We start from the raw sequence: 24,891 nt of genomic DNA on the forward strand, positions 1-24,891 counted from the left end.
CCGTTTCCCGCCCCTGCCTCTGGGGCCGGCGATCCGCGCGTCATCCCGGCGAAGCCCGGCCGCGCACGTCGCCGCATTCGAAAGATACGACGTGAGCAAGATCACCTTCGAGTCCATGGGCCTGAACCCGGCCCTTCTGCAGGCCCTCAAGTCCGAGGGCTACGAGACCCCCACCCCGATCCAGCAGCAGGCCATCCCCCAGGTGATGACCGGCAAGGACCTCTTGGGCATCGCCCAGACGGGCACCGGCAAGACGGCGGCCTTCGCCCTGCCGATCCTGCATCGCCTGGCGGCCAACCGCATCGCGCCCAAGCCGCGCACCACCCGTTGCCTGGTCCTGTCGCCGACGCGCGAACTGGCCACCCAGATCGGCGAGAGCTTCAAGGCCTATGGCAAACATCTGGGCTTCCGCGTCGCGGTCATCTTCGGCGGCGTGAAATACGGCGCCCAGGAACGCGCCCTGCAACAGGGTCTGGACATACTGGTGGCCGCGCCCGGCCGCCTGCTGGATCACATCCAGCAGAAGACCCTGGACCTCTCGACCTGCGAAATCTTCGTGCTGGACGAGGCCGACCAGATGCTGGATCTGGGCTTCATCAAGCCGATCCGCCAGATCGTCAGCCGCATTCCGGTGAGACGCCAGAACCTATTCTTCTCGGCCACCATGCCCAGCGAGATCGGCAAGCTGGCGGGCGAACTGCTGAAGGATCCGGTCAAGGTCCAGGTCACGCCCCAGGCCACCACGGTCGAGCGCATCAAACAGTCGGTCGTCCATATCGAACAGGGCCGCAAGCGCGCCCTGCTGACCGAGCTGTTCTCTGATCCGGGCTATACGCGCTGCCTGGTCTTCACCAAGACCAAGCACGGCGCCGACAAGGTGGCCGCCTATCTGGAAGCGGGCGGCGTCGAGGCCGGGGCCATCCACGGCAACAAGTCCCAGCCCCAGCGTGAACGCACCCTGGAAGCCTTCAAGAAGGGCAAGCTGCGGGTGCTGGTCGCCACCGACATCGCCGCGCGCGGCATCGACGTGGACGGCGTGACCCATGTGGTCAATTTCGAACTGCCCTATGTGCCCGAGGCCTATGTGCACCGCATCGGCCGCACGGCCCGCGCGGGCGCCGACGGCACGGCCATCAGCTTTGTCGCCGGCGACGAGATGAAGCTGCTCAAGGACATCGAGAAGGTCACCCGCCAGAAGATCCCGGCCATCGACCGCCGCAACGACAAGCAGCTGGCCCAGCTGGACGCCACCATCATGGCCTCGGGCGTCGGCAAGAAGGCGACCCTGCCTGAACGCGAGGGCGGGGAGCCCCAGCAGCAGCGCCGCCGCAACCCCCGCCGCGACGGCGTCCGTCCCGAGGGCGGCGGCCAGCCGCACCGCCAGCGCAAGGGCGGCCGCGACGGCGCCCGCATCGGGCCCCCGGCCCGCGCCTATGACCCCATGGCCGCCGAACGGCCGCGCACGGTCAACAATGATCCGCGTGTCGAGCCCAAGCCGGTCGACAAGCTGAAGCGCCGCCGTCGCCGCCCCTCCAACGGCGGCAAGGGCTACGCCAAGGCCTGACCCCGCTGAATGTGTTATGATCGCTGACTGAGACGACGAGACCCCTCATGTACGAAACCCAGGACATCGATACCGACAGCTTCACCCGCTCGGCCGAAATCCGCGTCTATGGACCGGAAGGGTTCGAGGGCATGCGCAAGGCCGGCCGCCTGGTGGCCGAGACCCTGGACATGATCGCCGCCCACGTCGTTCCGGGCGTCACCACCGGCGAGCTGGACGACCTGGTGCGCGAGTTCACCCTGGACAACGGCGGCCTGCCCGCCTGCCTGGGCTACAAGGGCTACACCAAGACCATCTGCACCTCGATCAACCACGTCGTCTGCCACGGCATTCCGGGCGACCGGGTGCTGAAGGAAGGGGACATCGTCAACATCGACCACACGGTCATCGTCGACGGCTGGCACGGCGATTCCAGCCGGATGTATTCGGTCGGCGAGATCAATCCGCGCGCCAGGAAGCTGATCGACGTCACCTATGAATCCCTGCGCCTGGGGCTGGAGCAGGTGAAGCCGGGCAACACCTTCGGCGACATCGGTTTCGCCATCCAGAAATACGTCGAGGCCAACCGGATGAGCGTGGTGCGCGACTTCTGCGGCCACGGCATCGGGCGCATCTTCCATGACAGCCCCAACGTCCTGCACTATGGCCGCCGGGGTGAAGGCGCTGTGCTGAAGCCCGGCATGTTCTTCACCGTCGAGCCGATGGTGAACCTGGGCAAGCCGCCGGTGAAGGTGCTGTCGGACGGCTGGACCGCCGTGACGCGCGACAAGTCCCTGTCGGCCCAGTGCGAGCACACGGTTGGGGTGACGGAAGACGGCGTCGAGATCTTCACCGCCAGTCCCGCCGACCTGTTCCGCCCGAACTGATGGGCGCTTGATCGGGCCGCGTCAGCGGTTACCGTCAAGCCGTGACCGACGCTGCCGATCCGTCCGCGAAAGCCAAGCCCCGACACACGGGCCACCGCGACCGTCTGCGCGAACGCGCGGCCAAGGGCGGGATCGAGGCCCTGCCGGACTATGAGCTGCTGGAACTGCTGCTGTTTCGGTCGATCCCCTACAAGGACACCAAGCCCCTGGCCAAGGATCTGCTGGCCCGGTTCGGCAGTCTGGAGGGCATCGGCGCCGCGACGCATGAAGCCGTCGAGGATCAGGTGGCCCAGTCCATGGGCCATGTGCGGGGCAAGCTGTCGCGGGCGGTCGCGTTGGACCTGCAACTGATCTTCGCCGTGGCCCAGCGGGTGGCCCGAGAACCGGCCGCGAAACGCCCCGTCATCTCGTCCTGGACCGCCCTGGTCGCCTATGTGCGCGTCGCGCTTCAGCATGAACCGCGCGAGCAATTCCGCGTGCTTTACCTGGACAAGAAGAACCAGCTGATCCTGGACGAGATCCAGAACCGCGGCACGGTCGACCACGCCCCCGTCTATCCGCGCGAAGTGGTGCGCCGCGCGCTGGAGCTGTCGTCCAGCGCCCTCATCCTGGTGCACAACCACCCGTCCGGCGACCCGACGCCCAGCCGCGCCGACATCGACATGACCCGTCAGGTGATCGAGGCGGGCAAGGCGCTGAACGTCCAGGTCCACGACCATCTGATCGTCGCCCGAGACGGCGTCTCCAGCTTCAAGCAACTGGGATTGATGTGACCATGTCCGACCTGTCGCGCCGCTCCGCCCTGGCCCTGGGCGCCCTGGGAACCGCCGGCCTGGCGGCCACGACGGCCCGCGCCCGGGACGCCGCCCCCGCCGTCCTGGTCTCGACCTGGGATTTCGGCGCCACCGCCAACGCCGCAGGCCTGCAGGCCATGCGTCAGGGCGGATCGGCCCTGGACATGGTCGAGGCGGCGGCCAAGGTGGCCGAGGCGGACACGACCAACAGTTCCGTCGGCCTGGGCGGCATGCCGGACCGCGAGGGCCGGGTCACCCTGGACGCCGTGGTCATGAACCACCAGGGAGATATCGGCGCGGTCCTGGCGCTGGAAGACGTTGTCCATGCCGTCTCGGTGGCTCGCCGGGTGATGGAGCAGACGCCGCACGTCATGCTGGCCGGTGCCGGCGCGCGCGATTTCGCGGTCGAACAGGGCTTTCCCACCCAATCGCTGCTGACGCCCGAGGCGGAACGGGCCTGGCGAGAATGGCTGAAGGAGTCGCATTACGCCCCGCGCGCCAACAGCGAGAATGACGACTGGCGCAACCGGACGCCGGGCGGGCCCCTGGATCACGACACCATCGGCGTCCTGAGCATCGGGCCTGACGGCCATCTGGCGGGCGCCTGCACCACCTCGGGCATGGCCTTCAAGATGCGGGGCCGCATCGGCGACAGCCCCATCGTCGGGGCGGGCCTCTATGTCGACGACGAGGTCGGCGCCGCCACCGGCACCGGGGTGGGCGAGGATATCGTGCGGGTCGCCGGCTCTCATTCCGTGGTCGAGGCCATGCGCGCGGGCCTGGATCCCACGGCCGCCTGTCGCCGGGTGATCGAGCGTCTGGCCCGGCTTCGCGGCGACAAGGTGGCGGCGTCGCAGGTGGCGCTGCTGGCGCTGGACCGCCAGGGCCGCGCCGGCGGTTTCGCGCTCCAGCCCGGCTTCACCTATGCGGTGACCACGGCGGCGGGCGACACCCGGATCGAACGGGCCGGATCGCTGTTCGACGCGGCCTGAGACCGCAAATCCTAGGCCGACATTAAGGATTACCGTTCAGGCTGGGCCCGATCCGCAGCGAGACCCTCGCCCATGCCCATGTCCGCCGAGACGCTTCGCGCCCATCTGGTCGAAGCCTTTCCCGACGCCGAGATCGAGATCACCGATCTGGCCGGCGACGGCGACCACTATCGCGCCCGCATCGTCTCGACCGCCTTCACCGGCCTGGCGCGCGTGCGCCAGCACCAGATGGTCTATGCCGCCCTGAAGGGCCAGATGGGCGGCGAACTGCACGCCCTGGCCCTCGAAACCTCGGCGCCGACAGGAGGCTGACCGATGCGTTATCGCCCGTTCGGACGTTCCGGCGCCGCCATCTCGAACCTGACCCTTTCGCTGGGGTTCGACGCCCTGGGCCGCGGTCCGCTCGAAGCCAAGGAACTGATCTATTCGGCGCTGGAGGCGGGCATCAACGCCTATCGGCTGGAAACCGCCGATCCCGTGCTGGCCGAGGTGGTGGGCCAGGCCCTATCGCACATCGACCGCAAGCTGGTCTGCGTCAGCCTGGCCCTGGGCCGGGGCGACGGACGGCGCGGCCATGAGCGCGATTTCTCGGCCGAGGGCATGACCGGCGCCATCGACCGGGCGCTGCACGTCTCGGGCCTGGGCTGGTTCGACGCCGCCCTGCTGGAGGAACCCGCCGAGGACGAACTGCCCCAGGCGTCGCTGAACGCGCTCAAGGCCTTGCGATCCACCGGGCGGGTGCGGCTGCTGGGCGTCGCCGGCGAGGGCGACGTGATGGACACCTATGTCTCGACCGGGGCCTTCGACGTCCTGGTCACCCCCTATCATGTGAATTCCGAATGGCGGGTGCGTCACCGCATCCGCACCGCGCGCGAACAGGACATGGCCATCTTCGCCTATGGCTATTTCCCCGACAGCCTGCAGAGCGCGCGCAAGGCCGCGGCCCTGGACGGCCGCAAGCGGGGCTGGTTCGGCCTGGGCGGCGGCGGGCGGCCCAAGGATGATCCCCTTGCCGGCGCCGGCACCTTCGCCTTCGTGCATCAGACGCCGAACTGGGACGCCGAGAGCATCTGCCTAGCCTACGCCCTGACCGAGCCGGCCGTCTCCAGCATTCTGATCTCGGCCGATGCGCCTGGACGGATCGAGACCCTGGCCGCGGTGACCGAGCGCGACATGCCACCCGGTCTGGCCGCCCAGATCGAGATGGCCCGGATCAACACCCGGGCGGCCTGATCCACTTTCGGCCCCGCCTTGACCGCGCCCCCTTCGGCGCCTAGCTGACGGGCCTGCTGCCGAGAGGATCCGCCTTGACCGACGCCGCCGCCGACCCCGTCCACGCCTTCATCGCCCAGACCGTGGCCGAGCACCCGGTGGTGCTGTTCATGAAGGGCACGCCCGAGGCCCCGCGCTGCGGCTTCTCGGCCCTGACAGTCCAGATCCTGGATCACGTCGGCGCGCCCTTCGTCGGGGTCGATGTCCTGCAGGACGAGGCCCTGCGCGAGGGCATCAAGGCCTTCACCGACTGGCCGACCATCCCCCAGTTGTATGTGAAAGGCGAGTTCGTGGGCGGGTCGGACATCGTGCGCGAGATGTTCGGCGCCGGGGAGCTTCAGACCCTGCTGGCCGAAAAGGGCGTCGCCCTGGGCCAGGACTGATGGCGCGACCGCATCTGGCGCCGCGCCCGGACCGTGAGGTCTTCGAATTGCCGCTGGATGTGCGGCCCGAGCACATCGACGAGAACGGCCACGTCAACAACGTCGTCTATGTCGGCTGGCTTCAGGACGCCGGCACGGCCCACTGGAACGCCCGGTTCGACGCCGAGACGCGGGGGAAATGGTCGTGGGTCGGGACCCGGCACGAGATCGACTATTTCCGCCCCATCCCGCCCGAGGCCGTCGGGGTGAAGGCGCGCACCTGGGTCGGAGATCCGCAGGGGCCGCGTTTCAACCGCTATGTCCGCATCGAGGACGGGGAGGGTCGGCTGTGCGCCCAGGGGGTGACGGAATGGGTCCTGGTGGACGCCGCCACCATGCGGCCGCACCGCATTCCCGCCGACATCCTGCCGGCCTTCCAGCGCTGAGGTGCGGGCCTGAGGCTTTCAGCCCTGGGGCAGTTGCAGCGGATTGTTGACCGAGACGCGAGACCCAGGGTTCAGACCCAGTTCCTCGAACGACCATTTCACCTCGATCCCGTCGGCGACTGGGCGGTCGCAGCGGTCTTCTTCAAGACGGCGAAGGGTGATCACCGCCTCGCCGCCGCGTCGGCTGACCACCGGCTTCAGGCTGTCCTTTTCGGTGCAGCCGTTCGACGTCACCCAGAAGACCGCCATGTCGCGGCTGAAGGCCGCAGCGTGCAGGGGCTCCAGCTGACCGGGCATGGGCTCGGCCTGCGGCGGATTGGCCGACGCCTGGGACCAGGGTCGCCACGACGCGCACCCGGCCAGCAGGATCGCCGTCACCGTCAGAAGGGCGGCCGCCCGTTTCACGATTGTCGCCTCCGCTCCATGCCAGCGTAGAATGCGCTGGTTCGCGCCAAAAGGGAACGGAAAGGACGAGGAAAGGGCCGCGATCAGGCGGCGGCTTCGGCCGTGGCGTCCGGGGTCGCCGTCTTGCGCGGGCCCGGACGGCCCAGAAGGAAGCCCTGGACCTCATCGCATCCCTGTTCGCGCAGAAAGTCCAGCTGTCCCGGGGTTTCCACCCCCTCGGCCAGGACCGGGATGTCCAGGCTCTCGCCCAGCGTAAGGACGGCGCGGATGATGGCGCGGGCCTGGGGGCTTCCGTCCAGCTCCGACATGAAGGACCGATCCAGCTTGATCTTGTCGAACGGGAAGGCCCGCAGGGTCGACAGGGACGAATAGCCGGTGCCGAAGTCGTCCATGGCGATGGAGACGCCGAGAGCTTTCAGTTGGCGCAAGACATGAATGGTGCGCTCCAGGTCGGTGATCATGGCCGTCTCGGTGATTTCCAGCTCCAGGCGCGAGGGCGCCAGGCCGGTTTCCAGCAGGACCTGGTGAACCAGCCGCGGCAGATCGACGTGCGACAGCTGCACCGGCGACAGGTTGACGGCGATCTTGTGCGGTTCGGGCCAGGCGGCGGCTTCGGCGCAGGCGGTTCTGAGCACCCATTCGTCGATCGGCAGGATCAGGCCTGTTTCTTCCGCCAGCGGGATGAAATGCTCCGGCGAGATATATCCGCCGTCGGCCTGGGGCCAGCGCAACAGGGCTTCGTAGCCGATCACCCGGCCGCTCTCGACCGAGGCCTGGACCTGATAGTGCAGTTCGAACCGCCCCGCATCCAGGGTTTCGCGCAGAGCCAGGGTCATCCGCCGGCGTTCCCGCACGGCCTGGTCCATCGCGCTTTCATAGAAGCAGACGTCAGTCGTCAGGGACGCCTTGGCCCGATACATGGCCAGGTCGGCATTGTTCACCAGGTCCGAAACCTGTTGCGCGTCGTCGGGCCAGAAGGCGATGCCGATGCTGGCGCCGCAGCCGATTTCGACACCTTCCAGCATGACCGGCGCGATGATCGCCTCGCGCAGCCGCTCGGCGATGGTCAAGGCTTCTTCCCGAGCCTCCACCGGCACGATGGCCACGAATTCGTCCCCGCCCAGCCGGGCCAGGAATTCGCCCTGCCGCGCGGCGGCCCGCATCTGTTCGGCGACATGGACCAGCAGGCGGTCGCCGATTGCGTGGCCGTAGATGTCGTTGATTTCCTTGAACCGGTTCAGGTCGATGGCGAACAGGGCGAACCGGTCGCCATCGTCGGCCAGGGCGGCCTGGCGTTCCAGTTTTTCCAGGAAGCTGGCCCGATTGGGCAGTTCGGTCAGGCTGTCGTTGCGCGCCAGGTGGGCGATGCGTCGCTCCTGGGCCAGCCGCATGCGAAGATCACGGACGGCGAAAACCCGGACCTGGCCATTGATATCGACCCCGCTCATCGTCCGGACCGCGACCTCGACCGGAACCAGGGCGCCGTCTCTGGTCCGCAGTTCGCTCTGGACCAGGCCGCTGTCCATGGAGTCTGCGGAATCGATCCATTGGGCCACCCGTCCGCCGCGAATGATGTCCATTGAAAGGCCGCTCAGTTCCGCGAAGGCGCCGTTGGCCATGATCACGCCGTCAGGGCCTTCCACCACCATGCCGTCGACGGTGCTGTCGATCAGCTGGTTCAGCCGGAGGGCGCCCTGACGCCGCGACTGGTCGTCCAGCATGTGGCCGACCACCGAAATGCCCATGATCAGAAAGCCGATCGCCGCCACGGCCATGGCCAGCAGGCTCTGCGCCTCTTCGCCCGTCGGCGTTCCCGGCAGGGGCGCCAGGGGCAGAACCGTCATCGCCGCCATGCCGGTGAAATGCAGCGCCACGATCGCGACCACCAGCAGCAGCGCCCCGATCCGCGCCTTGATCCCCGCGCCGAAGCGGGCGGCGGCGTCGAACGCCAGGACCCCGCCCATGATCGCGGCGATCACCGAGACGGTCACATAGATCGGCGACCAGTAGACGATGGCGTCCGAGGTGAAGGCCGCCATGCCGGTATAATGCATCATGGTGACGGTGACGCCGAACAGGCCGCCGGCCAGGGCGGGCGCGCGCCGGTTCCGGCGGGCGCCGATGCTCATCACCAGGTAGGACCCGATCATCGCCAGGACCAGGGACAGGGCGGTCAGTCGCGGCTCATAGGCGACATCGACGCCCGGCCGGTAGGCCAGCATGGCCACGAAATGAGTGCACCAGATTGTGGCGCCGCCGGCCACCCCGCCCATCAAGGCCCAAAGCGGCCGCGCGCCCGTCGAGGCCGCCCGCACACGTCGGAACATTCTGATCGTCACCAGCGAACCGATCAGGCAGATGACCGCCGCCAGAAGCGTCAGCGCATGATCATGCTGATCGACAAGGCAGGAAAGGAAACGCATGGCGAGGAGACCCTGATCAATGTCCGGACATCCGAATAGGGCTTGGCCATTACGTCAGCGGTAAGAAACACGGTTAAAGTCTCTTAAGGTACTGACGAGAAATAACTTTCTTCACAACTCGACATTGTCGGTCAGGAACGTCTCAAAAGAGAAAAGGCCCCGGATCGCTCCGGAGCCCTTCCAAAATCGTCTGCAGGACGCCTTAGGACGAGTAGTATTCGACCACCAGGTTCGGCTCCATCTTCACCGCATACGGCACGTCGGCCAGTTCCGGCACGCGGGCCACGCGGACCGAGAAGCCGCGATCGCCGATTTCCAGATAGTCGGGCACGTCACGTTCCGACGACTGCTGGGCTTCCAGCACCAGGGCCATGTTGCGCGACTTTTCCTTCACCTCGACCACATCGCCAACCGACAGGCGATAAGAGGCGATGTTCACCTTCTTTCCGTTGACGGTCACGTGGCCGTGGTTGACGAACTGACGCGCGGCCCAGACGGTCGGCACGAATTTGGCGCGATAGACGACGGCGTCCAGACGGGCTTCCAGCAGGCCGATCAGGTTCTCGGGCGTGTTGCCCTTGCGACGGGCGGCCTCGTCATAGGTCTTGCGGAACTGCTTCTCGGTCAGGTTGCCGTAATAGCCCTTCAGCTTCTGCTTGGCCTTCAGTTGCAGGCCGAAGTCCGAAACCTTGGACTTGCGGCGCTGGCCGTGCTGGCCGGGGCCGTAGGAGCGCTTGTTGACCGGGGACTTGGACCGGCCCCACAGGTTTTCACCCATGGCGCGGTCGATCTTGTATTTGGCGCTGTGGCGCTTCGACATGCGTCGTCTCTCTATGCGGATGCGGCCCGGCATCCCCGGTATTGGGAATGCGATCTCAACGGCGGTCCACGCATCGTCCGTAATGGATCGCGCCCCGGGCTTGCGACCGGGGCGTGAAGGCGGGGCTTATCGACGCCCCGCCCGCCAGAGTCAAGCTCAGGCCGTGGCCGCCGCGAACAGTGCGTTGGCCTTGTTCCAGTTCACCACGCTCCAGAAGGCCTTCAGGTAATCGGCCCGCCGGTTCTGGTATTTCAGGTAGTAGGCGTGCTCCCAGACGTCGGCGCCCAGGACCACGGCGCCCTTTTCATCGGCCACGTCCATCAGGGGATTGTCCTGGTTGGGGGTCGAGGTGATCTTCAGCTTGCCATTCTGTACGATCAGCCAGGCCCAGCCCGAGCCGAACTGGCCGGCGCCGGCGGCGTTGAAGTCTTCCTTGAACTTGTCCATCCCGCCCAGGTCGCGGTCGATGGCGGTGGCCAGTTCGGCCGAGGGTTCGCCGGTCTGGCCCTGCGGCGCCAGCAGTTCCCAGAACAGGCTGTGGTTCCAGTGACCGCCGCCGTTGTTGCGGACCGCCTTGGGCGCCTTGGAGATGGCGGCGAACAGATCTTCCAGCGACTTGCCCTGCAGGCCGGCGTCGGCGTCGACCGCCTTGTTCAGATTGTCGACATAGGCCTGATGGTGCTTGTCATGGTGGAAGGTCATCGTCTCCTTGTCGATAGCCGGCTCCAGCGCGTCGTAGGCGTAGGGCAGGGGGGGAAGGGTGAAGGCCATGACCATTTCCTTTCAGTACGTGAGGCTGGGCCTCATCTAGGGACTCGCGCGCCGATCCCAAGGCGGTTGCGGCGGAATCTTGGCTAGCGCCCGTTAGGCACGATTCTCGGGAACGGGTGACGGGATACTCCCGTTCCTCGAGCGAAAGGAGCCGTCTTATGGCGTATCCCGCCGCCACGCCCACGGATGATCAGATCGCCCGGCTGACCGAACGTCTGATCGACCTGTCGGAACGGATGACCGACGAGCAGGTCCTGGACGTCGCCGACGCCCTTCATGACAGGCTGCGCGAGCGCCGCCGCCTGAGGGGACGCAGTCACCGGCGTCTCGAGGGCCGGATGCATCCCGGTTCGTTCGACATGAGGGTCTAGGAGACACCCCTGACGTGGGCTTTGAGACAGTCCCGAACGGCGCGTTTCAGGTCGCCAGGGGCCGAGATGATGTCCACTCCGTCGGCCTGGAAGACCGCCTTCACGGCGGCGTCCAGTCCCTGTGGCAGGGCCTCGACCACACGCCGTTCGCCCTTGTCGTGAAGGCAGAAACCCAGTTCGACGCAGAGAGCCGTGAACATCGGCGCCAGCCGGTCGTGCAGATCCTCGTCATAGGTCATGATCGGACTCCTTTCAGCCGGGCGGCATGGAAGGCGATGTGGTCGGCGATGAAGCTGGCCATGAAGAAATAGGAATGGTCGTATCCTGGCTGCATCCGCAGGGTCAGGGGCTGGCCCGCCGCCTCGGCCGCCGCCGTCAGTAGTTCCGGCTTCAGCTGTTCGGACAGGAAGGGATCGGCGTCGCCCTGGTCCACCAGGATGTCGTCGAAGGCGCCGCGCGCCGCTGCGTTCTCGATCAGCAGGGCCGCATCATGCCGCGCCCATTCGGTCCGGTCTTCGCCCAGATAGGCTGTGAACGCCTTTTCGCCCCAGGGGCAGCGGGTCGGGGAGGATATTGGCGCGAAGGCCGAGACGCTGCGGAACAGGTCCGGGTGGCGCAGGGCCAGGGTCAGGGCGCCATGCCCGCCCATGGAATGGCCCATGACCGAACGCACGCCCGTGGTCGGAAACTCCGCGTCGATCAGGGCGATCAACTCGTCCGTGACATAGGTCTCCATGCGAAAATGCGACGCCCACGGCGCCTGGGTCGCATCGACGTAGAAACCCGCCCCCTGACCCAGGTCATAGGCCGGATCGTCCGCCACCCCTTCGCCGCGCGGGCTGGTGTCGGGCGCGACGACGATCACCCCGTGGTCGGCCGCTGCCCGATAGGCGCCGGCCTTGGTGGTGAAATTGTCCTCGGTGCAGGTCAGGCCCGACAACCAGATCACCACCGGAAACGGCCCCTCGCCCGCCGGAACGAAGACCGACAGGGTCATGGGTGTGCCGGTCGTCGCGCTGTCGTGCTTCAGATAGCGCAGGGTTCCGCCGTGGACGGTGTGGGTCTTGGTGGTCTCTAAGGTCATGCCGTCCGGTTAGCACCCCGTGGCCGGCGGGGGCTATCCCGGCCGATGCAGGGCGCAGATCTTGTTGCCGTCCGGATCGCGCAGATAGGCCAGGACCAGCGTGCCGAACGGCCCGTTGCGCTCGCCCGGCGGATCCTCGATGGATCGGCCGCCGGCGGCCACCCCGGCGTCGTGGAAGGCCTGGACCATCTCGGGCGTCCTGGCGTGGAAGCCCAGGGTGCCGCCGTTGGCGTGACAGGCAGGCTCGCCGTCGATCGGCCTGCCGACCGCGAAGGCGCCCCGCGCCGTTCGCCACCAATAGCGGCCCTTGGGATCGGGCCCCTGCGCCGGTTCGATTCCCAGAGCCCCCAGCGCCGCGTCATAGAAGCGCCGTGACGCCTCGGGGTCATTGGCGCCCAAGGTGACGTGCGTGAACATGAAAGCCTCTCCCAGCAGGTTAGTTTCTTTTTGAAACTATGCCTCATCGAAGGTCAAGGCATGGATGTCCACCACCTCGCCTGTCCGACTGTTCTTCCAGACCAGATTGTTCGTTGCATGGAATTCCGGATAGGCGAGCACCTGCTCAACTCTGTCTTCCCAGAAATCAACGGCATACGGCTTCGCGCCCGGCGTCAGATCCTGGCGTTCGAACACCCAGTTACCTTCTTCGCCCGAGAGAGTCAGGCGGCGGGCGGGCGGGCCGCTCGACTCGGCGAAAAACTCATACTTGGGCCGCGAGGGCTCAACCCAGGTGACGGCCGCACCGAGTTCCGCTTCGGTCAGGTCGGGAAAGCGGCGTCTCATCTCCACGGCACCCACGCCCGGCTCGCGCCAGACAGCCTGAATCTCCGCGACCGTCCGGCCAGAGCCTTCTACATGCGGCGCGCCATCAAACCGGGCCGGGTCACGAATGATCGGTCGTGGCATCCCGGGAGCCCTACTCCTGTTCGACAGGCGCCGGGCGCCGGGCAGCATCCTGCGCCGTATTCAGGAAGGCCATCATCGCCGGAACTTCATCCTCGGCCAGTTCGCCTTCGAGGACGCGAAAGGTCAACTGACCGTCGAGAGCCTCCAGCACACCCACGCGCTCGCCCGCCGCGATGTAGAGAGGCAGGCCCAGGCGGCTGAGAATCTGTTCGTCACCGGACTGCGGCACGAGATTCTCGCGCTCGCAGACGATCGCACCGATTCCCACGTCGTCGGGCTGAGGTGGAACCTCGCCCGCCGAGAGCGCTTCGGCGACCCAGGGGGCCGGAACGCTTTCGACGGCATCGCCCTTAGTGAACATGGCGTCGCAGGCGCCGAAGGGCGTGGCCTGAAGCAACACGCCGAAAATCGCCGTCGCGATCATCATCAGAACACCACCACGCTGCGGATGCTCTTGCCCTCGTGCATCAGATCAAATGCCTCGTTGATGCGTTCCAGTGGCAGGGTGTGGGTGATCATCGGGTCGATCTCGATCTTGCCATCCATATACCAGTCGACGATCCGGGGCGTATCGGTGCGGCCGCGTGCGCCGCCGAAAGCCGAACCACGCCAGACGCGGCCGGTGACCAGCTGGAACGGGCGGGTGGCGATCTCCTTGCCCGCCTCGGCCACGCCGATGACCACGCTTTCGCCCCAGCCGCGGTGGCAGGCTTCCAGCGCCTGGCGCATGACCACTGTGTTGCCGGTGCAGTCGAAAGTGTAGTCGGCCCCGCCGCCGGTCAGTTCGACCAGATGGGCGACCACGTCCGACACCTCCTTCGGGTTGACGAAATGGGTCATGCCGAAGCGACGGCCCCATTCTTCCTTGTCGGCATTGATGTCGACGCCGACGATCATGTCGGCCCCGACCATCTTCAGCCCCTGAATGACGTTCAGCCCGATGCCGCCCAGGCCGAAGACCACGGCGTTGGCGCCCGGCTCGACCTTGGCCGTATTGACCACGGCGCCGATGCCCGTCGTCACGCCGCAGCCGATGTAGCAGGCCTTGTCGAAAGGGGCGTCCTTGCGGATTTTCGCCACCGCGATCTCGGGCAGGACGGTGTAGTTCGAGAAGGTCGAGCAGCCCATGTAGTGGGCGATGGCCTGGCCCTTGTAGCTGAACCGCGACGTTCCGTCGGGCATGACGCCCTTGCCCTGGGTCGCGCGGATCGAGGTGCACAGATTGGTCTTGCGCGACAGGCACGACTTACACTGGCGGCATTCGGGCGTGTACAGCGGGATCACATGGTCCCCAACCTGAAGGCTGGTCACGCCCGGCCCCACCTCGACCACCACGCCCGCGCCCTCGTGGCCCAGGATCGAGGGGAAGATGCCTTCGGAGTCCAGCCCGTCCAGGGTGTAGGCGTCGGTGTGGCAGACGCCGGTGGCCTTGATTTCGATCAGCACCTCGCCGGCGCGCGGCCCTTCCAGATCGACCTCGACGATTTCAAGCGGGCGTTTGGCCTCGAAGGCGACGGCGGCGCGGGTCTTCATGAAGGGCTCCGGAAACTCGGGTCATTCCGCAGGGAGGCGGGTCGGCCGGATCGTGGCGCAAGGCGGGGCCTCGGATCAACGGCCTTTGTCGGGCCGGCGCCGCTTCAGGCCGGAACGATCAGGGGGACCACCTGTCCGCCGTCGGCGGGCGGCGACGGGCGCGCCCCGGTCACGACCGGCAGGCGCACGGTGATCGCCGTGCCCTCGCCCAGGGTGGAATCGACTGTCATCCGGCCACCGTGCAGTTCGGCCAGGGACCGCACCAGGGACAGGCCCAGGCCGGTGCCCTGAGATTTCTGATCGGCGGCGCCGGCCTGTTCGAACGGGCGGCCCAGCCGGGCGATGTCGTCCGGCGCGATGCCCACGCCGGTGTCGGCCACGACCAGCTCCAGATAAGGGCCCACCGCTTCCAGCGTCAGGGTGACCGAGCCGCCGGCGGGGTTGAATTTGAGGGCGTTGGATAGCAGGTTCAGGGCGATCTGCTTCAGCGCCCGGCGGTCGGCGGCGACCTCGACCGGATCACCGGGCTGGACCACCGCCAGATCCAGGCCCTTGTCGACCGCCTGGATGCGAACCAGGGCGACGGCCGCCGACACCGTCTCGCGCGCGTCGAACCGCTCCAGCACCAGTTCGTAGCGCTCGGCCTCGATCTTGGAGACGTCCAGCACGTCGTTGATCAGGTCGAGCAGGTGGTTGCCCGCCTCGTGGATGGAGACGGCGTATTCAGCGTAGCGGGGCGGCAGGGGGCCGAACAGCGACTGGCGCATCATGTCCGAGAAGCCGAGGACGGCGTTCAGGGGGGTGCGCAGTTCGTGGCTCATATTGGCCAGGAAGCGGGTCTTGCCGGCGCTGTGGGCCTCGGCCTCGGCGCGGGCGGTCTCCAGGGCGACCTCGTGGGCGTATTGGGCAGTGTCGTCGAAGGCCAGGGCGACGATCCGGCCGCCCGGCGCCGGCGCATCCTGTCCCTGAAACGCCAGGACGATGCGGCGATCCAGGGCCAGGCGCGGGGCGAACCGCACCAGAGTCGTCCGTCCGCCGACGGCCTTGTCCAGGGCGGACAGGACGGCCGGACGATCCGGGGCGTGAACGGCGGCGATCAGTCCCTGGGCGAACAGGGAATCGACAGGCAGGGCCGGCGGGGCGGCGCCATAGGCGGCCAGGATCCGGCCGCCTGGCTCCAGCACCAGGGTCAGGGCCGGCAGGGTGGTCAGCAGGCCCTCGGCGCGGGTCAGGGCCTGGTCGGTCGCCGCGCGGCGCACCTGACGATGGCGGTCCGACAGACGCGCGGCGGCCAGGGCGGCGGCGACGACGGCGAAACCGACCAGGGCCGCCACGACCGGCGCCGAGGGTCCGGGTCCGGCCAGGGCGGCCGAGGCCAGGCCGGCGGCGATGGCGGCCGCCGCGCCCAGGCCCGCGATCGGCATGAGGCGGGCGCGATCCAGGATCAGGCCCGCCGCCAGGGGGGTGAGGGCCGCCGCCGCCAGGGGCCCGGACAGGCCGCCCGTCAGGCCCGCAACCGCCGTGGCGGCCAGGCACCAGACCACCAGGACCAGGGCGCGGGGCCCCGGGCCGTCGCGCCAGAGCAGGGCCAGTCCCGCCGCACCCGGCGCCGCGAGGACCAGCAGGCCGGCCAGGACGGTGTCTTCCAGACCCGCCGCCCCCAGCAGACGACCGCCCAGGGCGATGAGGGCCGCCAGGAGCGCCCAGGCCGCATGCCAGGCGGCCAGGACCGGGCGCGCGCCGGTCTGGGGCCTGACGGCGGTCTGTGGGACGGTGGCGGTCAATCGGAAATCCGGCGTTGAGAAGGCGCGTCACCCTAACTTTCGCGGCGAGTCGGCTAAAGACGGATCGCGCGACAGGCGAGGATCGGCTGGGTCCGAACCCTGTTCACCTGGGGATGGGCGGCCGATTGTCCTTAACGGGCCAAAGCCCTATCTGGCGGCCATGGACCCCGCCCCCCCCGCTCCGACAGAGACGATCGACGCCATTCTGGCCGAACTGGTCGATGAGTTCGACCTGCTGGGCGACTGGGAAGGGCGGATCGAATATGTCATCGACCTGGGGCGCGGGCTGGAGGCCCTGCCCGAGGCTGATCGGGTGGAGGCCAACAAGGTGCCGGGCTGCGCCGCCCAGGTGTGGCTGGCGTCCGAGGCGCGGGACGGGCGGCTGTGGTTCCGGGCCGATTCCGACAGCGCCCTGTCTAAGGGGAACGTCGCCTTGCTGCTGAAGCTGTATTCGGGCCGGACGCCGGATCAGATCCTGGCCTTCGACGCCCGGGCGGCCCTGGATCGGCTGGGCCTGCCGCAGGCGCTGACGCGACAACGCGCCAATGGGCTGAACAGCATGGTGGGGCGGATCAGGGAAGCGGCCCAGGCCCAGGCCTGATCAGCCTATCCGATAGTGGCGGGCCAGAGCGTCCAGGGCTTGACCCAGCACCGCCTTGCCTTGGCGCCGGCGCAGGCCCAGCCCCTCTTCCGCCAGTCGCAGGGAAGAGCCGCGCACGCAGATCCGGTCCAGCATGGGCCGTAGCCGGGGATCGACCGAGGCCAGGGCCGCCGCGACGCGCCGCGCCGCCGACAGGGCGCGGTCGCCCGGCTCGACCCGCGCCGACGTCCCGCCGCCCGAGCGGGGCAGGGCGTCCCAGCGCATGGTCAGGGAGGGACCGGACAGGGCCGTCTCCGCGTCGGCGCGCAGCCGTTCGCCGGCGGCGGCCTGGATCGCGCTGAGGAAGGGCCGCCCGTCGGCGCCGCGTCGCCGCGCCAGCCAGGCCAGGGGGCTTTCGCCCAGATTGGCCCGCCGGAGGGCCAGCCGCCCGTCCGCCTGCATGACCGGCCGTTCGCCCGGCAGGACGCCGGGTCGGCCCGCGTTGTCGGGCGGATCGATCCGCTCGGGCCGCAGCCGCCATCCGCCGCCTCCGCGCACCGACAGACCGGGGCGCCGGACCAGGTCGGCGAAGGCTGCTTCGTCGATCACGGCGACGATGCGCGAGCGCCGGTCCGGACCCAGCCGGATCGCATAGCCGCCGTCCCGCGCCTCCAGCCAGGCGCCGATGCGGGACAGCAGGGCGCGGGCGCGTTCGGGCGTCACGGTCATCGCGGCAACTCGCAGCGAGGCGTCTCGAACAGGGCGCCGATCAGGGTCTCGATCCGGTCCAGAAGGGCATCCAGTTCGGGCCGGTCCCGCTCGTCCTCGACCCAGCGGCAGGCGTTTCCGGCCGTGGCCCGATTGACGCCGAAGACATGGCCGACCCGCTCCAGCGGCCAGCCGAAACAGATGTGGCTGACATACATGGCCAGCCAGCGGGCGCGGCAATGCCCGTCCCGCAGCCGCTCGCGCGAGGCGATCCGCCCGGCTGACAGGCCCGTGGCGGCGGCGACCAGATGGATGGCCAGGCCGGCCTTGGACCGGTCGGTCTCGATGACCGGCACATGATAGGGTTCGGACACGCTCTTATACTCCCCTGGTCTGAAGCGCGGACCCGTCGAACGCGAAGCGCGACGAGATAGGAAAATAGTCCTACACAACCGAAACGTCAGATCTGGTCGTGCGCCCGCCCGACGTGAACGGACGGCCTCGGCGAGGCGGATGAGCGCGGTGTTGGGACAAAAAAGGAGTTCGCTTGACTCGCGACTCTCGACGCCGATTCGCAAATCAGCCTACGATTCGCCTTAATGGGCGGCGTTAACGCTTCTTAAGGCTTCGGCCCGTTAACGTCGGAACAAGGTTACCCGTCCGTCCGATGACGGGTCATACGGCCAAGCTTTGCCTGGAGGGGCATGAATGCGCGTTCTGCTGATTGAAGACGATCACGCCACGGCGCAAAGCATCGAGCTTATGCTCAAGTCCGAGGGCTTCAATGTCTACACGACGGACCTGGGTGAAGAAGGCATCGATCTGGGCAAGATCTATGACTACGACCTGATCCTGCTGGACCTGAACCTGCCGGACATGAACGGCCTGGAAGTGCTTCGCCAGCTGCGCGTGGGCAAGATCAACACCCCGGTGATGATCCTGTCAGGCACCCACGAGATCGAGACCAAGGTGAAGACCTTCGGCGGCGGCGCCGACGACTATATGACCAAGCCGTTCCACAAGGACGAACTGATCGCCCGCGTCCACGCGGTGGTGCGTCGGTCCAAGGGTCACGCCCAGGCCATCATCCACACCGGCGAGATCGCCGTGAACCTGGACGCCAAGACGGTCGAGGTGAACGGCCATCGCGTGCATCTGACCGGCAAGGAATATCAGATGCTGGAGCTGCTTTCCCTGCGCAAGGGCACGACCCTGACCAAGGAAATGTTCCTGAACCACCTGTATGGCGGCATGGACGAGCCGGAACTGAAGATCATCGACGTCTTCATCTGCAAGCTGCGCAAGAAGCTGGCGACGGCGGCGGGCGGCAAACACTATATCGAAACCGTCTGGGGCCGCGGCTATGTCCTGCGTGACCCGGCGGAAGGCGCGCAGACCGTCGCCGCCTGATCCGGTTCGGATCCTGAACATCGAAACGCCCGCCGGGATGACCGGCGGGCGTTTTCTTGTGCGGAACGGGCTGCGATGCGGCGCACGTCCATTCAAGGCTGATATGGCCCGACGATTTTGAGGATCAAGAATTGCGCCGGACGAAAGTGTGCGCAGACTGCGGAGCCTCTGAAGATGCGGGAGGCGGCGCGCGATGAAGCTGGACAACACCGATCCGACCTATGGCACGGTCGCGGCGGGCCATGCGCCGGATGTTCTGTATCACGGCACCCGCGCCGACCTGTCGGTCGGCGACCTGCTGCGGCCCGGCTTCGCCTCGAATTGGGAGGATCGGCGGCCCCTGTCCTGGATCTACATGTCCGGCCTGCTGGAACCCGCCGTCTGGGGCGCCGAACTGGCGGTGGGCGAGGGGCGTCCGCGCGTCTTCATCGTCGAGCCGACAGGCCTGATCGAGGACGACCCCAACCTGACCAACAAGAAGTTTTCCGGCAACATCACCCTGTCCTACCGCTCGCGCGAGCCTTTGCGGATCGTCGGCGAGGTCATGGACTGGCAAGGGCATTCGCCCGAAGAGGTTCGGGCCGCCCGTGAGAAGATCGACGCGGCATGGACCGGCGGTCCGTCCCGCATCATCGACTAACCGCCGAACGCCCCCGCAAGCGCGTTGAACATCGGCGTCGGTTCGCCCGCGGGGTCGAACAGCAGGGGGCTGTCCCTGCCGTCGTCGCGGTCGTCGCGGCGCCGCCAGCTGTCGGTGTCGCGCACGCCCCAGACGGTGAAGGCGTAACGCTGGGCGTCCGGCAGGGCCATGAAGGCCTCGGCCAGTTCGGCGACGCGGGCGGTCTGCTGGGCCCGGCGTTGTGAGGGCGAGCGCGGATCGAAGGGGCCGTCGCGGCGCAGGGAGGCGTCCAGTTCCGACACATGGATCGGCAGGCCGAAGCGGGCGGCCTCGCGGATGAAGGCGGCGGTCTGGCCGGCCGGAATCTCGATGTCCAGGTGCGACTGGGTGCCGACGCCCCCCACCGGCGCCCCGGCCTTCAGCAGGCGCTCCAGCAGGCGCAGGAAGGTCGCGCCCTTCACCGGATTGTTCTCCAGATTGTAGTCGTTCAGGAACAGGACGGCGCCGGGGTCGGCGGCCCTGGCCTGTTCGAAGGCGCGGATCATGTAGCCGTCCTGACCCAGGGCCTGGCTGTAGAGGCAGTCGCGCAGACCGTTCCCGTCTTCCGCCACCGGCTCGTTGACCACGTCCCAGCCCACGGTCTGGCCGCGATAGCGGGCGGCGACATCGGTGATGTAGCGGTCGTATTCGCGGGCGAAGCGGTCGCCGGTCAGACTTTTGAACCAGGGGTGGTCCTGGGCGTACCAGATCAGGGTGGTGGCGTGCATCCGCAGGCCGTGGTCGCGGGCGAAGTCGGCGATGCGGTCGGGCGCGTCCCAGCGGCGGCGGCCGTCGGGCTTGAGGATGTATTCCATCTTCATCTCCCACTCGGGCGTGAGCTGGGAGAAGTGGCGGGCGGCCAGGGCCAGCCATTGCGGATCGTCGAACTGGCCCGTCATGGCGCAGGTTCCGACCGGAAACGGCGCCAGGGATTTCAGCGGCGGCGCGGCGCGGGGTTTCGCCAAGGACGTGGGTTGGGCGCTGGCGTCCCGCTCGCACGCGGCCAGGGCGACGGTCGAGGCCAGGAAGGCGCGGCGGGAGAGATGATCCTGGGTCAAGGTCGAATGATCCTTAGACAGCGTGGGGCCTCAGATACGCAACACATCCAGAAGCGGGTCGAAGGCGAACAGCGCCGCGCGCCGACCGGCGGCGGGAACCAGGGTTCTCAACAGGCCCGCCTCGCTCAAGCGCCGGGAAATGACGCGGGCCGACGAGTCCGGCATGCCGGATCGTGCGACGAAACGGTCGTTGCGAAAGACAGGATTGGCGAACACGAAGTCGAGCGCCAGATCATGATGCTGTGAGTTCAGCACCTCTCGGAACCTCTCGCGCATTTCGCCATACAGGGCGTGAATCTGGTCGGCGGTGCGGATGTTGACCCTGGCCTGCTCATGCATCGCCGTCAGGAAGAAGCAGGTCCAGCCGGTCCAGTCGCCTTCTGCCGAGACGGCCCGCATCCGCTCGACATACTCGGACTTGTGGGTCTCGAAATATCCGGACGCGAAGAAGTTGGGCTGGCTGATGATCCCCAGCTTCCAGAGCATCAGGGTGATCAGCATCCGGCCGATGCGCCCATTGCCATCCTCGAAGGGATGCAGCGCCTCGAACTCGACATGGGCCAAGGCGGTGCGAATGAGCGGCCGCATGGCGTCGCCGTTCATGAAGGCGACCAGTTGCTCCATCGCCATGGGCAGGTGTTCGGGCGTGATCGGGACGAAGTAGATTTCCTTTCGCCGGTCATCCCCGACGTAATTCTGTTCCACCTTGTAGGCGCCCGGTCTTTTGTGCGCGCCCCGGCCGAATGACAGCAGTTGCTGATGGGCCGTGCGGATCAGGTGCTCGCTTAAAGGCGCGCCTTCGGCCATGGCGGTTTGCGCGTTCCGCAGAGCCCGGGAATAGAGGAAGGTTTCGATGTCGTCGTTGCGGGCCTGATCATAGGCGGTGGATGATCCGGCCTCTTCCTCGGCTTCCAGCAGATAGATGTTCTCGACGGTCGATATCGTGCCCTCCATTCGCGAGGAACTGACGGCGTCCTGACGCCTGAGGGGCGCCAGCAGCAACTCGCTGTTCACGAGGCTGGACATCTTCGCATCGTATCGAGCGAGGGACGCGGCGGCGTCCTCCAACGGCCCCAGGATTCTCTGATAATCCAGAGTGGGAGGTGGGAAGGCCCCCGTATGGTAGTGGGCGGCGCCCGAGAGATCATATCTCTTGTCGATCATTTCGGGGCCAATTCTGGCGACAAGCAGCTTGACGACAGCCTAGCGACGACAAACTGCTTTGACAACAGGATTGGACTATATCCTATCGTCAACTGAATGTGACGTCAGGATTCCGGCGTCAACGCCGCGCTGCCTCAGACGGCCCGGCGGCGCAGGCCCAGTTCGTCGAAGGCGGCGGTTTCGCGTCGCCCGGCGGCGATCAGGGCGTTCAGGCGGGTGGTTTCGGCCACGTGCTCGAACTTCTTCAGTTCTTCAAAGGCGCCGGTCAGGGCGTCGCGGGCGCCGTGCTCTTCGACATCCAATTCATTCAGATCAGACTCGGCGGCGCCTTTGCGCGCCTTCCAGCCGTTCAGATAGGCTTGCAGCAGCAGGCCGGATTCGGCGTCGTGACGGGCGCGCTCGCGCTCCACCTCGGCCTCGGCGTCCAGGACAGCGAGGCGCATTTCGGCCGACGCCCGGCGGGCGGTGATCTCGGCCAGACGCTTCTGCAGCGTCTCGACCTCATAGTTGGAGATGCGGATCAGCGATTGGGCCCAGGCGGTCATCGCATCACTCCTTGATCATGCCGGTGTTCAGAATGTCTTCCAGCCGGTTAAAGGAATCCGAAAGCGGCGTGGCGTCGTCGGGCGCCTGGGTCAGAAAACCCTCCAGCGCCGGGTTCAGGGCGATGGCGCGGTCGACGATCGGGTCGGCCCCGGTGCGATAGGCGCCGATGCGGATCAGTTCTTCCATGTTGGAATAGGCGCTGAGGCACTGGCGTGCGCGGCGGTTCAGTTCGCGCTCGGGCGGGGTCTGGCACGCGGGCATGGTCCGGCTGACCGACTTCAGCACGTCGATGGCCGGGAAGCGGCCGCGCTCGGCGATCTTGCGGTCCATGACGATGTGCCCGTCCAGGATGCCGCGCACGGCATCGGCGATGGGCTCGTCATGGTCGCCGCCGTCCACCAGCACGGTGAACAGGGCGGTGATCGGCCCGGCGGTCGTCCCGTCCGGGCGCACGGGGCCGGGGCCGGCGCGCTCCAGCAGCTTGGGCAGTTCGGTGAAGACGGTGGGGGTGTAGCCCTTGGTCGTCGGCGGTTCGCCCGCCGCCAGGCCGATCTCACGCTGAGCCATGGCGAAGCGGGTGACGGAATCCATCAGGCACAGGACCTCCAGATCCTGATCGCGCAGGAACTCGGCGCAGGCCATGGTCATATAGGCCGCCTGGCGCCGCTTCAGGGCCGGTTCGTCGCTGGTGGCGACCACGACGATGGCGCGGGCGAGGCCCTCTTGCCCCAAGGTCTCCTCGATGAACTCGCGCACCTCGCGGCCGCGTTCGCCGATCAGACCAACCACCACGGCGTCGCAGGTCGCCTGGCGCGCCAGCATCGACAGCAGCACCGACTTCCCGACGCCCGATCCGGCGAAGATGCCCAGGCGCTGACCCCGGCAGGTGGTGGTGAACACGTCCATGGCCCGGACCCCCAGGTCCAGCCGTTCGCCCACCCGGCCGCGCGAATGGGCCGGGGGCGGCGGCGCGCGCAGGGGATAGGGGGCCGGGCCTTGCGGCAGGGGGTCCTTGCCGTCGATGGGATTTCCGAAGGCGTCGATGATGCGTCCCAGCCAGGCGGTGGTGGGGCGCACGGCGGCGGCGGCGTCGATGATGCGGATGTCGGCCCCGGGAGCCACCCCCTCGACCGGGCCGAAGGGCATCAGCAGGGCCTTGGCGTCGCGGAAGCCGACGACCTCGGCCGGCAGGGCGGGCAGGCCGCGCCGCCCGATCTCGGCCCGGGCGCCGACCGCCAGGCGCGACAGGCCGCCCCGGGATTCGATCAGCAGGCCCGAGACCCCGGCGACCTTGCCGGTCACGACCAAGGGGTCGATCGCTTCGACGGCGGCGACGAGATTGCGCAAACGGAAAGCCCCGGAACAGGCGTTAACCTTTGCGCCGCCATGGTTAACCGGGGGTGAAGATCGCCGTTCAGGCGGGTGGCTGGACCGGCGGGGTCGCGACGACGGCCGGTGTCTCGGGGCGCGTGGTCAGGATGGCCCCGGCCGAGGCGGCGACGATGGCGGCGATGGCGAACCACTGCTGGCCGGTCAGAAGCTCGTGCAGGAAGATCACCCCGGCCACGGCGCCGATGGCCGGTTCGGCGCTGAGCAGGACGCCGAAGGTCCGCTTGGGCATGCCGCGCATGGCGATCATGTCCAGCGAATAGGGCAGGGCGCTGGAGGCGATGGCCACCACGACGGCGACCGCCAGGATCGCCGGATGCAGCAGCTTCAGCCCCGCCTCGGCCGCGCCGAACGGCAGGATGACCAGGGCGGCGACCGTCATGCCCATGGCCACGGATGGGCCGGCCGGAATATGGCCCAGACGCTTGCCGAAGATGATGTAGAGCGCCCAGCAGACGGCGGCGATCAGGGCGAAGCCGACGCCGACCGGGTCGAGCGCCGCCGCCCCATTCAGCGGCAACAGAAGGACAAGCCCGAGGGCCGCCAGGCCGATGCAGGCGAAATGGACCGGCCGTCGGGCATGGACCAGGGCCAGGGCCAGGGGGCCGGTGAACTCGATCGCCAGGGCCAGGCCCAGGGGGATGGTCTTCAGCGACAGGTAGAAGGTCAGGTTCAACAGCCCCATGGCCGCGCCGAAGGCCGCCAGCCGCCCGATGTCCGCTCGCGTCAGGCGCACCCGCCAGGGGCGGAACAGAGCCGTCAGGATGATGGCCGCCAGACCCACGCGCAGAGCCGCCGTGCCCTGGGCTCCGACCAGGGGGAAGAGCTGCTTGGCGAAGGAGGTGCCGAAGCAAAGGGAGATCATCGCCGCGCCCAGCGCCAGATAGGGGACGAACGGCGTCCAGCGGGCGCGGATCGAGGCAGGGCGAAGGGGCAGGGCGGTCATGGCCGAAGGTTAGCGGAACCAGCCTTGTGCTTCCCGGCG

At 67.8% G+C, this 24,891-nt stretch carries 30 protein-coding genes; 12 read left to right on the forward strand and 18 right to left on the reverse strand.

The annotated features are described in order from the left end of the window. Positions 1 to 91 precede the first annotated feature (91 nt). The 8 genes from KF910_RS06035 (at position 92) to KF910_RS06070 (ending at position 6,296) form a co-directional block, all read left to right on the forward strand. Complete coding sequence (locus KF910_RS06035) at positions 92 to 1,564, forward strand: DEAD/DEAH box helicase (protein ID WP_323805397.1); 1,473 nt, start codon at positions 92 to 94, stop codon at positions 1,562 to 1,564. 47 nt (positions 1,565 to 1,611) lie between these two features. Then, positions 1,612 to 2,430 carry a type I methionyl aminopeptidase gene (gene map, locus KF910_RS06040; RefSeq protein WP_292259620.1) on the forward strand — a complete coding sequence of 273 codons (819 nt, stop codon included), beginning with the start codon at positions 1,612 to 1,614 and terminating at the stop codon, positions 2,428 to 2,430. Positions 2,431 to 2,471: 41 nt separating this feature from the next. Beyond that, the gene (radC, locus tag KF910_RS06045) at positions 2,472 to 3,203 is read left to right on the forward strand and encodes a RadC family protein (protein ID WP_292259621.1); all 732 of its coding nucleotides are present in this window, start codon (positions 2,472 to 2,474) and stop codon (positions 3,201 to 3,203) included. A gap of 2 nt (positions 3,204 to 3,205) precedes the next feature. After that, the gene (locus tag KF910_RS06050; RefSeq protein ID WP_292259623.1) at positions 3,206 to 4,216 is read left to right on the forward strand and encodes a N(4)-(beta-N-acetylglucosaminyl)-L-asparaginase; all 1,011 of its coding nucleotides are present in this window, start codon (positions 3,206 to 3,208) and stop codon (positions 4,214 to 4,216) included. 72 nt (positions 4,217 to 4,288) lie between these two features. Continuing rightward, positions 4,289 to 4,528, forward strand: coding sequence for a BolA family transcriptional regulator (locus tag KF910_RS06055; protein WP_292259625.1), 240 nt, complete (start codon positions 4,289 to 4,291; stop codon positions 4,526 to 4,528). 3 nt (positions 4,529 to 4,531) lie between these two features. Further along, positions 4,532 to 5,449 carry an aldo/keto reductase gene (locus KF910_RS06060; RefSeq protein ID WP_292259627.1) on the forward strand — a complete coding sequence of 306 codons (918 nt, stop codon included), beginning with the start codon at positions 4,532 to 4,534 and terminating at the stop codon, positions 5,447 to 5,449. Positions 5,450 to 5,523: 74 nt separating this feature from the next. Continuing rightward, positions 5,524 to 5,871 carry a Grx4 family monothiol glutaredoxin gene (gene grxD / locus KF910_RS06065; RefSeq protein WP_292259628.1) on the forward strand — a complete coding sequence of 116 codons (348 nt, stop codon included), beginning with the start codon at positions 5,524 to 5,526 and terminating at the stop codon, positions 5,869 to 5,871. Next, positions 5,871 to 6,296, forward strand: a complete 426-nt coding sequence (locus KF910_RS06070; RefSeq protein ID WP_292259630.1) for an acyl-CoA thioesterase — start codon at positions 5,871 to 5,873, stop codon at positions 6,294 to 6,296. Before grxD ends, KF910_RS06070 begins: the two co-directional genes overlap by 1 nt. Positions 6,297 to 6,314: 18 nt before the next feature. Here the strand turns inward: KF910_RS06070 and KF910_RS06075 are convergent, their stop codons facing one another. The 4 genes from KF910_RS06075 to KF910_RS06090 form a co-directional block, all read right to left on the reverse strand. Then, complete coding sequence (locus KF910_RS06075) at positions 6,315 to 6,701, reverse strand: hypothetical protein (RefSeq protein ID WP_292259633.1); 387 nt, start codon at positions 6,699 to 6,701, stop codon at positions 6,315 to 6,317. Between the two features lie 83 nt (positions 6,702 to 6,784). Next, complete coding sequence (locus KF910_RS06080; protein ID WP_292259635.1) at positions 6,785 to 9,124, reverse strand: EAL domain-containing protein; 2,340 nt, start codon at positions 9,122 to 9,124, stop codon at positions 6,785 to 6,787. 202 nt (positions 9,125 to 9,326) lie between these two features. Beyond that, positions 9,327 to 9,944, reverse strand: a complete 618-nt coding sequence (gene rpsD, locus KF910_RS06085) for a 30S ribosomal protein S4 (RefSeq protein WP_292259637.1) — start codon at positions 9,942 to 9,944, stop codon at positions 9,327 to 9,329. 156 nt (positions 9,945 to 10,100) lie between these two features. After that, positions 10,101 to 10,715, reverse strand: a complete 615-nt coding sequence (locus tag KF910_RS06090) for a superoxide dismutase (RefSeq protein ID WP_292259640.1) — start codon at positions 10,713 to 10,715, stop codon at positions 10,101 to 10,103. Positions 10,716 to 10,873: 158 nt separating this feature from the next. Here KF910_RS06090 and KF910_RS06095 point away from each other — a divergent pair, with 158 nt between their 5' ends. Then, a complete protein-coding gene (locus tag KF910_RS06095) occupies positions 10,874 to 11,086 on the forward strand; it encodes a hypothetical protein (protein ID WP_292259642.1) in 213 nt (70 codons plus the stop codon). Here the strand turns inward: KF910_RS06095 and KF910_RS06100 are convergent. The 7 genes from KF910_RS06100 to KF910_RS06130 form a co-directional block, all read right to left on the reverse strand. Next, a complete protein-coding gene (locus KF910_RS06100; RefSeq protein ID WP_292259644.1) occupies positions 11,083 to 11,325 on the reverse strand; it encodes a hypothetical protein in 243 nt (80 codons plus the stop codon). The genes KF910_RS06095 and KF910_RS06100 overlap by 4 nt on opposite strands. Next, a complete protein-coding gene (gene fghA, locus KF910_RS06105) occupies positions 11,322 to 12,170 on the reverse strand; it encodes an S-formylglutathione hydrolase (RefSeq protein ID WP_292259646.1) in 849 nt (282 codons plus the stop codon). Before fghA ends, KF910_RS06100 begins: the two co-directional genes overlap by 4 nt. A gap of 33 nt (positions 12,171 to 12,203) precedes the next feature. Further along, positions 12,204 to 12,587: a VOC family protein gene (locus KF910_RS06110; RefSeq protein WP_292259647.1), complete on the reverse strand. Its 384-nt coding sequence runs from the start codon at positions 12,585 to 12,587 to the stop codon at positions 12,204 to 12,206. Between the two features lie 36 nt (positions 12,588 to 12,623). Beyond that, positions 12,624 to 13,076, reverse strand: coding sequence for a hypothetical protein (locus tag KF910_RS06115; protein WP_292259649.1), 453 nt, complete (start codon positions 13,074 to 13,076; stop codon positions 12,624 to 12,626). 10 nt (positions 13,077 to 13,086) lie between these two features. Then, positions 13,087 to 13,503, reverse strand: a complete 417-nt coding sequence (locus KF910_RS06120; protein ID WP_292259651.1) for a hypothetical protein — start codon at positions 13,501 to 13,503, stop codon at positions 13,087 to 13,089. Further along, positions 13,503 to 14,609, reverse strand: a complete 1,107-nt coding sequence (locus KF910_RS06125) for an S-(hydroxymethyl)glutathione dehydrogenase/class III alcohol dehydrogenase (protein ID WP_292259653.1) — start codon at positions 14,607 to 14,609, stop codon at positions 13,503 to 13,505. The genes KF910_RS06120 and KF910_RS06125 overlap by 1 nt, the downstream gene beginning before the upstream one ends. 104 nt (positions 14,610 to 14,713) lie before the next feature. Continuing rightward, positions 14,714 to 16,393: a sensor histidine kinase gene (locus KF910_RS06130; protein ID WP_292259655.1), complete on the reverse strand. Its 1,680-nt coding sequence runs from the start codon at positions 16,391 to 16,393 to the stop codon at positions 14,714 to 14,716. Between the two features lie 160 nt (positions 16,394 to 16,553). Between KF910_RS06130 and KF910_RS06135 the strand changes: the two genes are divergently transcribed. Continuing rightward, positions 16,554 to 16,994, forward strand: coding sequence for a SufE family protein (locus tag KF910_RS06135; protein WP_292259656.1), 441 nt, complete (start codon positions 16,554 to 16,556; stop codon positions 16,992 to 16,994). Here the strand turns inward: KF910_RS06135 and KF910_RS06140 are convergent, their stop codons facing one another. Both KF910_RS06140 and KF910_RS06145 read right to left on the reverse strand, forming a co-directional pair. Continuing rightward, entirely contained in the window at positions 16,995 to 17,702 is a 708-nt protein-coding gene (locus KF910_RS06140; protein WP_292259658.1) for a DUF6456 domain-containing protein, read from the reverse strand. Next, on the reverse strand, positions 17,699 to 18,055 hold the full coding sequence (locus tag KF910_RS06145) for a chromosomal replication initiator DnaA (RefSeq protein ID WP_292259660.1): 357 nt from the start codon (positions 18,053 to 18,055) through the stop codon (positions 17,699 to 17,701). The genes KF910_RS06140 and KF910_RS06145 overlap by 4 nt, the downstream gene beginning before the upstream one ends. A 334-nt stretch (positions 18,056 to 18,389) precedes the next feature. Between KF910_RS06145 and ctrA the strand changes: the two genes are divergently transcribed. Both ctrA and arr read left to right on the forward strand, forming a co-directional pair. Beyond that, on the forward strand, positions 18,390 to 19,091 hold the full coding sequence (gene ctrA / locus KF910_RS06150; RefSeq protein WP_292259662.1) for a response regulator transcription factor CtrA: 702 nt from the start codon (positions 18,390 to 18,392) through the stop codon (positions 19,089 to 19,091). Between the two features lie 193 nt (positions 19,092 to 19,284). Next, positions 19,285 to 19,731 (forward strand): NAD(+)--rifampin ADP-ribosyltransferase, encoded by a 447-nt coding sequence (arr, locus tag KF910_RS06155; protein WP_292259663.1) that lies wholly within the window; start codon positions 19,285 to 19,287, stop codon positions 19,729 to 19,731. Here arr and KF910_RS06160 read toward each other — a convergent pair. The 5 genes from KF910_RS06160 to KF910_RS06180 form a co-directional block, all read right to left on the reverse strand. After that, positions 19,728 to 20,807 (reverse strand): endo-1,4-beta-xylanase, encoded by a 1,080-nt coding sequence (locus KF910_RS06160; RefSeq protein ID WP_292259665.1) that lies wholly within the window; start codon positions 20,805 to 20,807, stop codon positions 19,728 to 19,730. The genes arr and KF910_RS06160 overlap by 4 nt on opposite strands. 30 nt (positions 20,808 to 20,837) lie before the next feature. Then, positions 20,838 to 21,971: a Fic family protein gene (locus KF910_RS06165; RefSeq protein WP_292259667.1), complete on the reverse strand. Its 1,134-nt coding sequence runs from the start codon at positions 21,969 to 21,971 to the stop codon at positions 20,838 to 20,840. Between the two features lie 134 nt (positions 21,972 to 22,105). Further along, positions 22,106 to 22,516, reverse strand: coding sequence for a flagellar export protein FliJ (locus tag KF910_RS06170; RefSeq protein WP_292259668.1), 411 nt, complete (start codon positions 22,514 to 22,516; stop codon positions 22,106 to 22,108). Positions 22,517 to 22,520: 4 nt separating this feature from the next. Continuing rightward, positions 22,521 to 23,864 (reverse strand): flagellar protein export ATPase FliI, encoded by a 1,344-nt coding sequence (gene fliI / locus KF910_RS06175; RefSeq protein ID WP_292259669.1) that lies wholly within the window; start codon positions 23,862 to 23,864, stop codon positions 22,521 to 22,523. A 67-nt stretch (positions 23,865 to 23,931) separates the two neighbouring features. Continuing rightward, positions 23,932 to 24,852, reverse strand: coding sequence for an EamA family transporter (locus KF910_RS06180; RefSeq protein WP_292259670.1), 921 nt, complete (start codon positions 24,850 to 24,852; stop codon positions 23,932 to 23,934). Between the last annotated feature and the right edge of the window lie 39 nt (positions 24,853 to 24,891).

This window comes from Brevundimonas sp. (genome assembly GCF_019636155.1).
In the GTDB taxonomy this organism is placed as follows: domain Bacteria; phylum Pseudomonadota; class Alphaproteobacteria; order Caulobacterales; family Caulobacteraceae; genus Brevundimonas.

Bases quoted from the DNA above. Each gene is read 5' to 3' on its own strand.
- rpsD (WP_292259637.1), bottom strand. From the start codon at position 9,944: ATGTCGAAGCGCCACAGCGCCAAATACAAGATCGACCGCGCCATGGGT.
- KF910_RS06080 (WP_292259635.1), bottom strand. From the start codon at position 9,124: ATGCGTTTCCTTTCCTGCCTTGTCGATCAGCATGATCATGCGCTGACG.
- KF910_RS06170 (WP_292259668.1), bottom strand. From the start codon at position 22,516: ATGACCGCCTGGGCCCAATCGCTGATCCGCATCTCCAACTATGAGGTC.
- arr (WP_292259663.1), top strand. From the start codon at position 19,285: ATGAAGCTGGACAACACCGATCCGACCTATGGCACGGTCGCGGCGGGC.
- KF910_RS06050 (WP_292259623.1), top strand. From the start codon at position 3,206: ATGTCCGACCTGTCGCGCCGCTCCGCCCTGGCCCTGGGCGCCCTGGGA.
- KF910_RS06100 (WP_292259644.1), bottom strand. From the start codon at position 11,325: ATGACCTATGACGAGGATCTGCACGACCGGCTGGCGCCGATGTTCACG.
- KF910_RS06070 (WP_292259630.1), top strand. From the start codon at position 5,871: ATGGCGCGACCGCATCTGGCGCCGCGCCCGGACCGTGAGGTCTTCGAA.
- KF910_RS06055 (WP_292259625.1), top strand. From the start codon at position 4,289: ATGCCCATGTCCGCCGAGACGCTTCGCGCCCATCTGGTCGAAGCCTTT.
- KF910_RS06095 (WP_292259642.1), top strand. From the start codon at position 10,874: ATGGCGTATCCCGCCGCCACGCCCACGGATGATCAGATCGCCCGGCTG.
- map (WP_292259620.1), top strand. From the start codon at position 1,612: ATGTACGAAACCCAGGACATCGATACCGACAGCTTCACCCGCTCGGCC.
- KF910_RS06180 (WP_292259670.1), bottom strand. From the start codon at position 24,852: ATGACCGCCCTGCCCCTTCGCCCTGCCTCGATCCGCGCCCGCTGGACG.
- KF910_RS06165 (WP_292259667.1), bottom strand. From the start codon at position 21,971: ATGATCGACAAGAGATATGATCTCTCGGGCGCCGCCCACTACCATACG.
- KF910_RS06115 (WP_292259649.1), bottom strand. From the start codon at position 13,076: ATGCCACGACCGATCATTCGTGACCCGGCCCGGTTTGATGGCGCGCCG.
- KF910_RS06125 (WP_292259653.1), bottom strand. From the start codon at position 14,609: ATGAAGACCCGCGCCGCCGTCGCCTTCGAGGCCAAACGCCCGCTTGAA.
- KF910_RS06135 (WP_292259656.1), top strand. From the start codon at position 16,554: ATGGACCCCGCCCCCCCCGCTCCGACAGAGACGATCGACGCCATTCTG.
- KF910_RS06140 (WP_292259658.1), bottom strand. From the start codon at position 17,702: ATGACCGTGACGCCCGAACGCGCCCGCGCCCTGCTGTCCCGCATCGGC.
- KF910_RS06090 (WP_292259640.1), bottom strand. From the start codon at position 10,715: ATGGCCTTCACCCTTCCCCCCCTGCCCTACGCCTACGACGCGCTGGAG.
- KF910_RS06110 (WP_292259647.1), bottom strand. From the start codon at position 12,587: ATGTTCACGCACGTCACCTTGGGCGCCAATGACCCCGAGGCGTCACGG.
- ctrA (WP_292259662.1), top strand. From the start codon at position 18,390: ATGCGCGTTCTGCTGATTGAAGACGATCACGCCACGGCGCAAAGCATC.
- fghA (WP_292259646.1), bottom strand. From the start codon at position 12,170: ATGACCTTAGAGACCACCAAGACCCACACCGTCCACGGCGGAACCCTG.
- KF910_RS06120 (WP_292259651.1), bottom strand. From the start codon at position 13,503: ATGATGATCGCGACGGCGATTTTCGGCGTGTTGCTTCAGGCCACGCCC.
- KF910_RS06060 (WP_292259627.1), top strand. From the start codon at position 4,532: ATGCGTTATCGCCCGTTCGGACGTTCCGGCGCCGCCATCTCGAACCTG.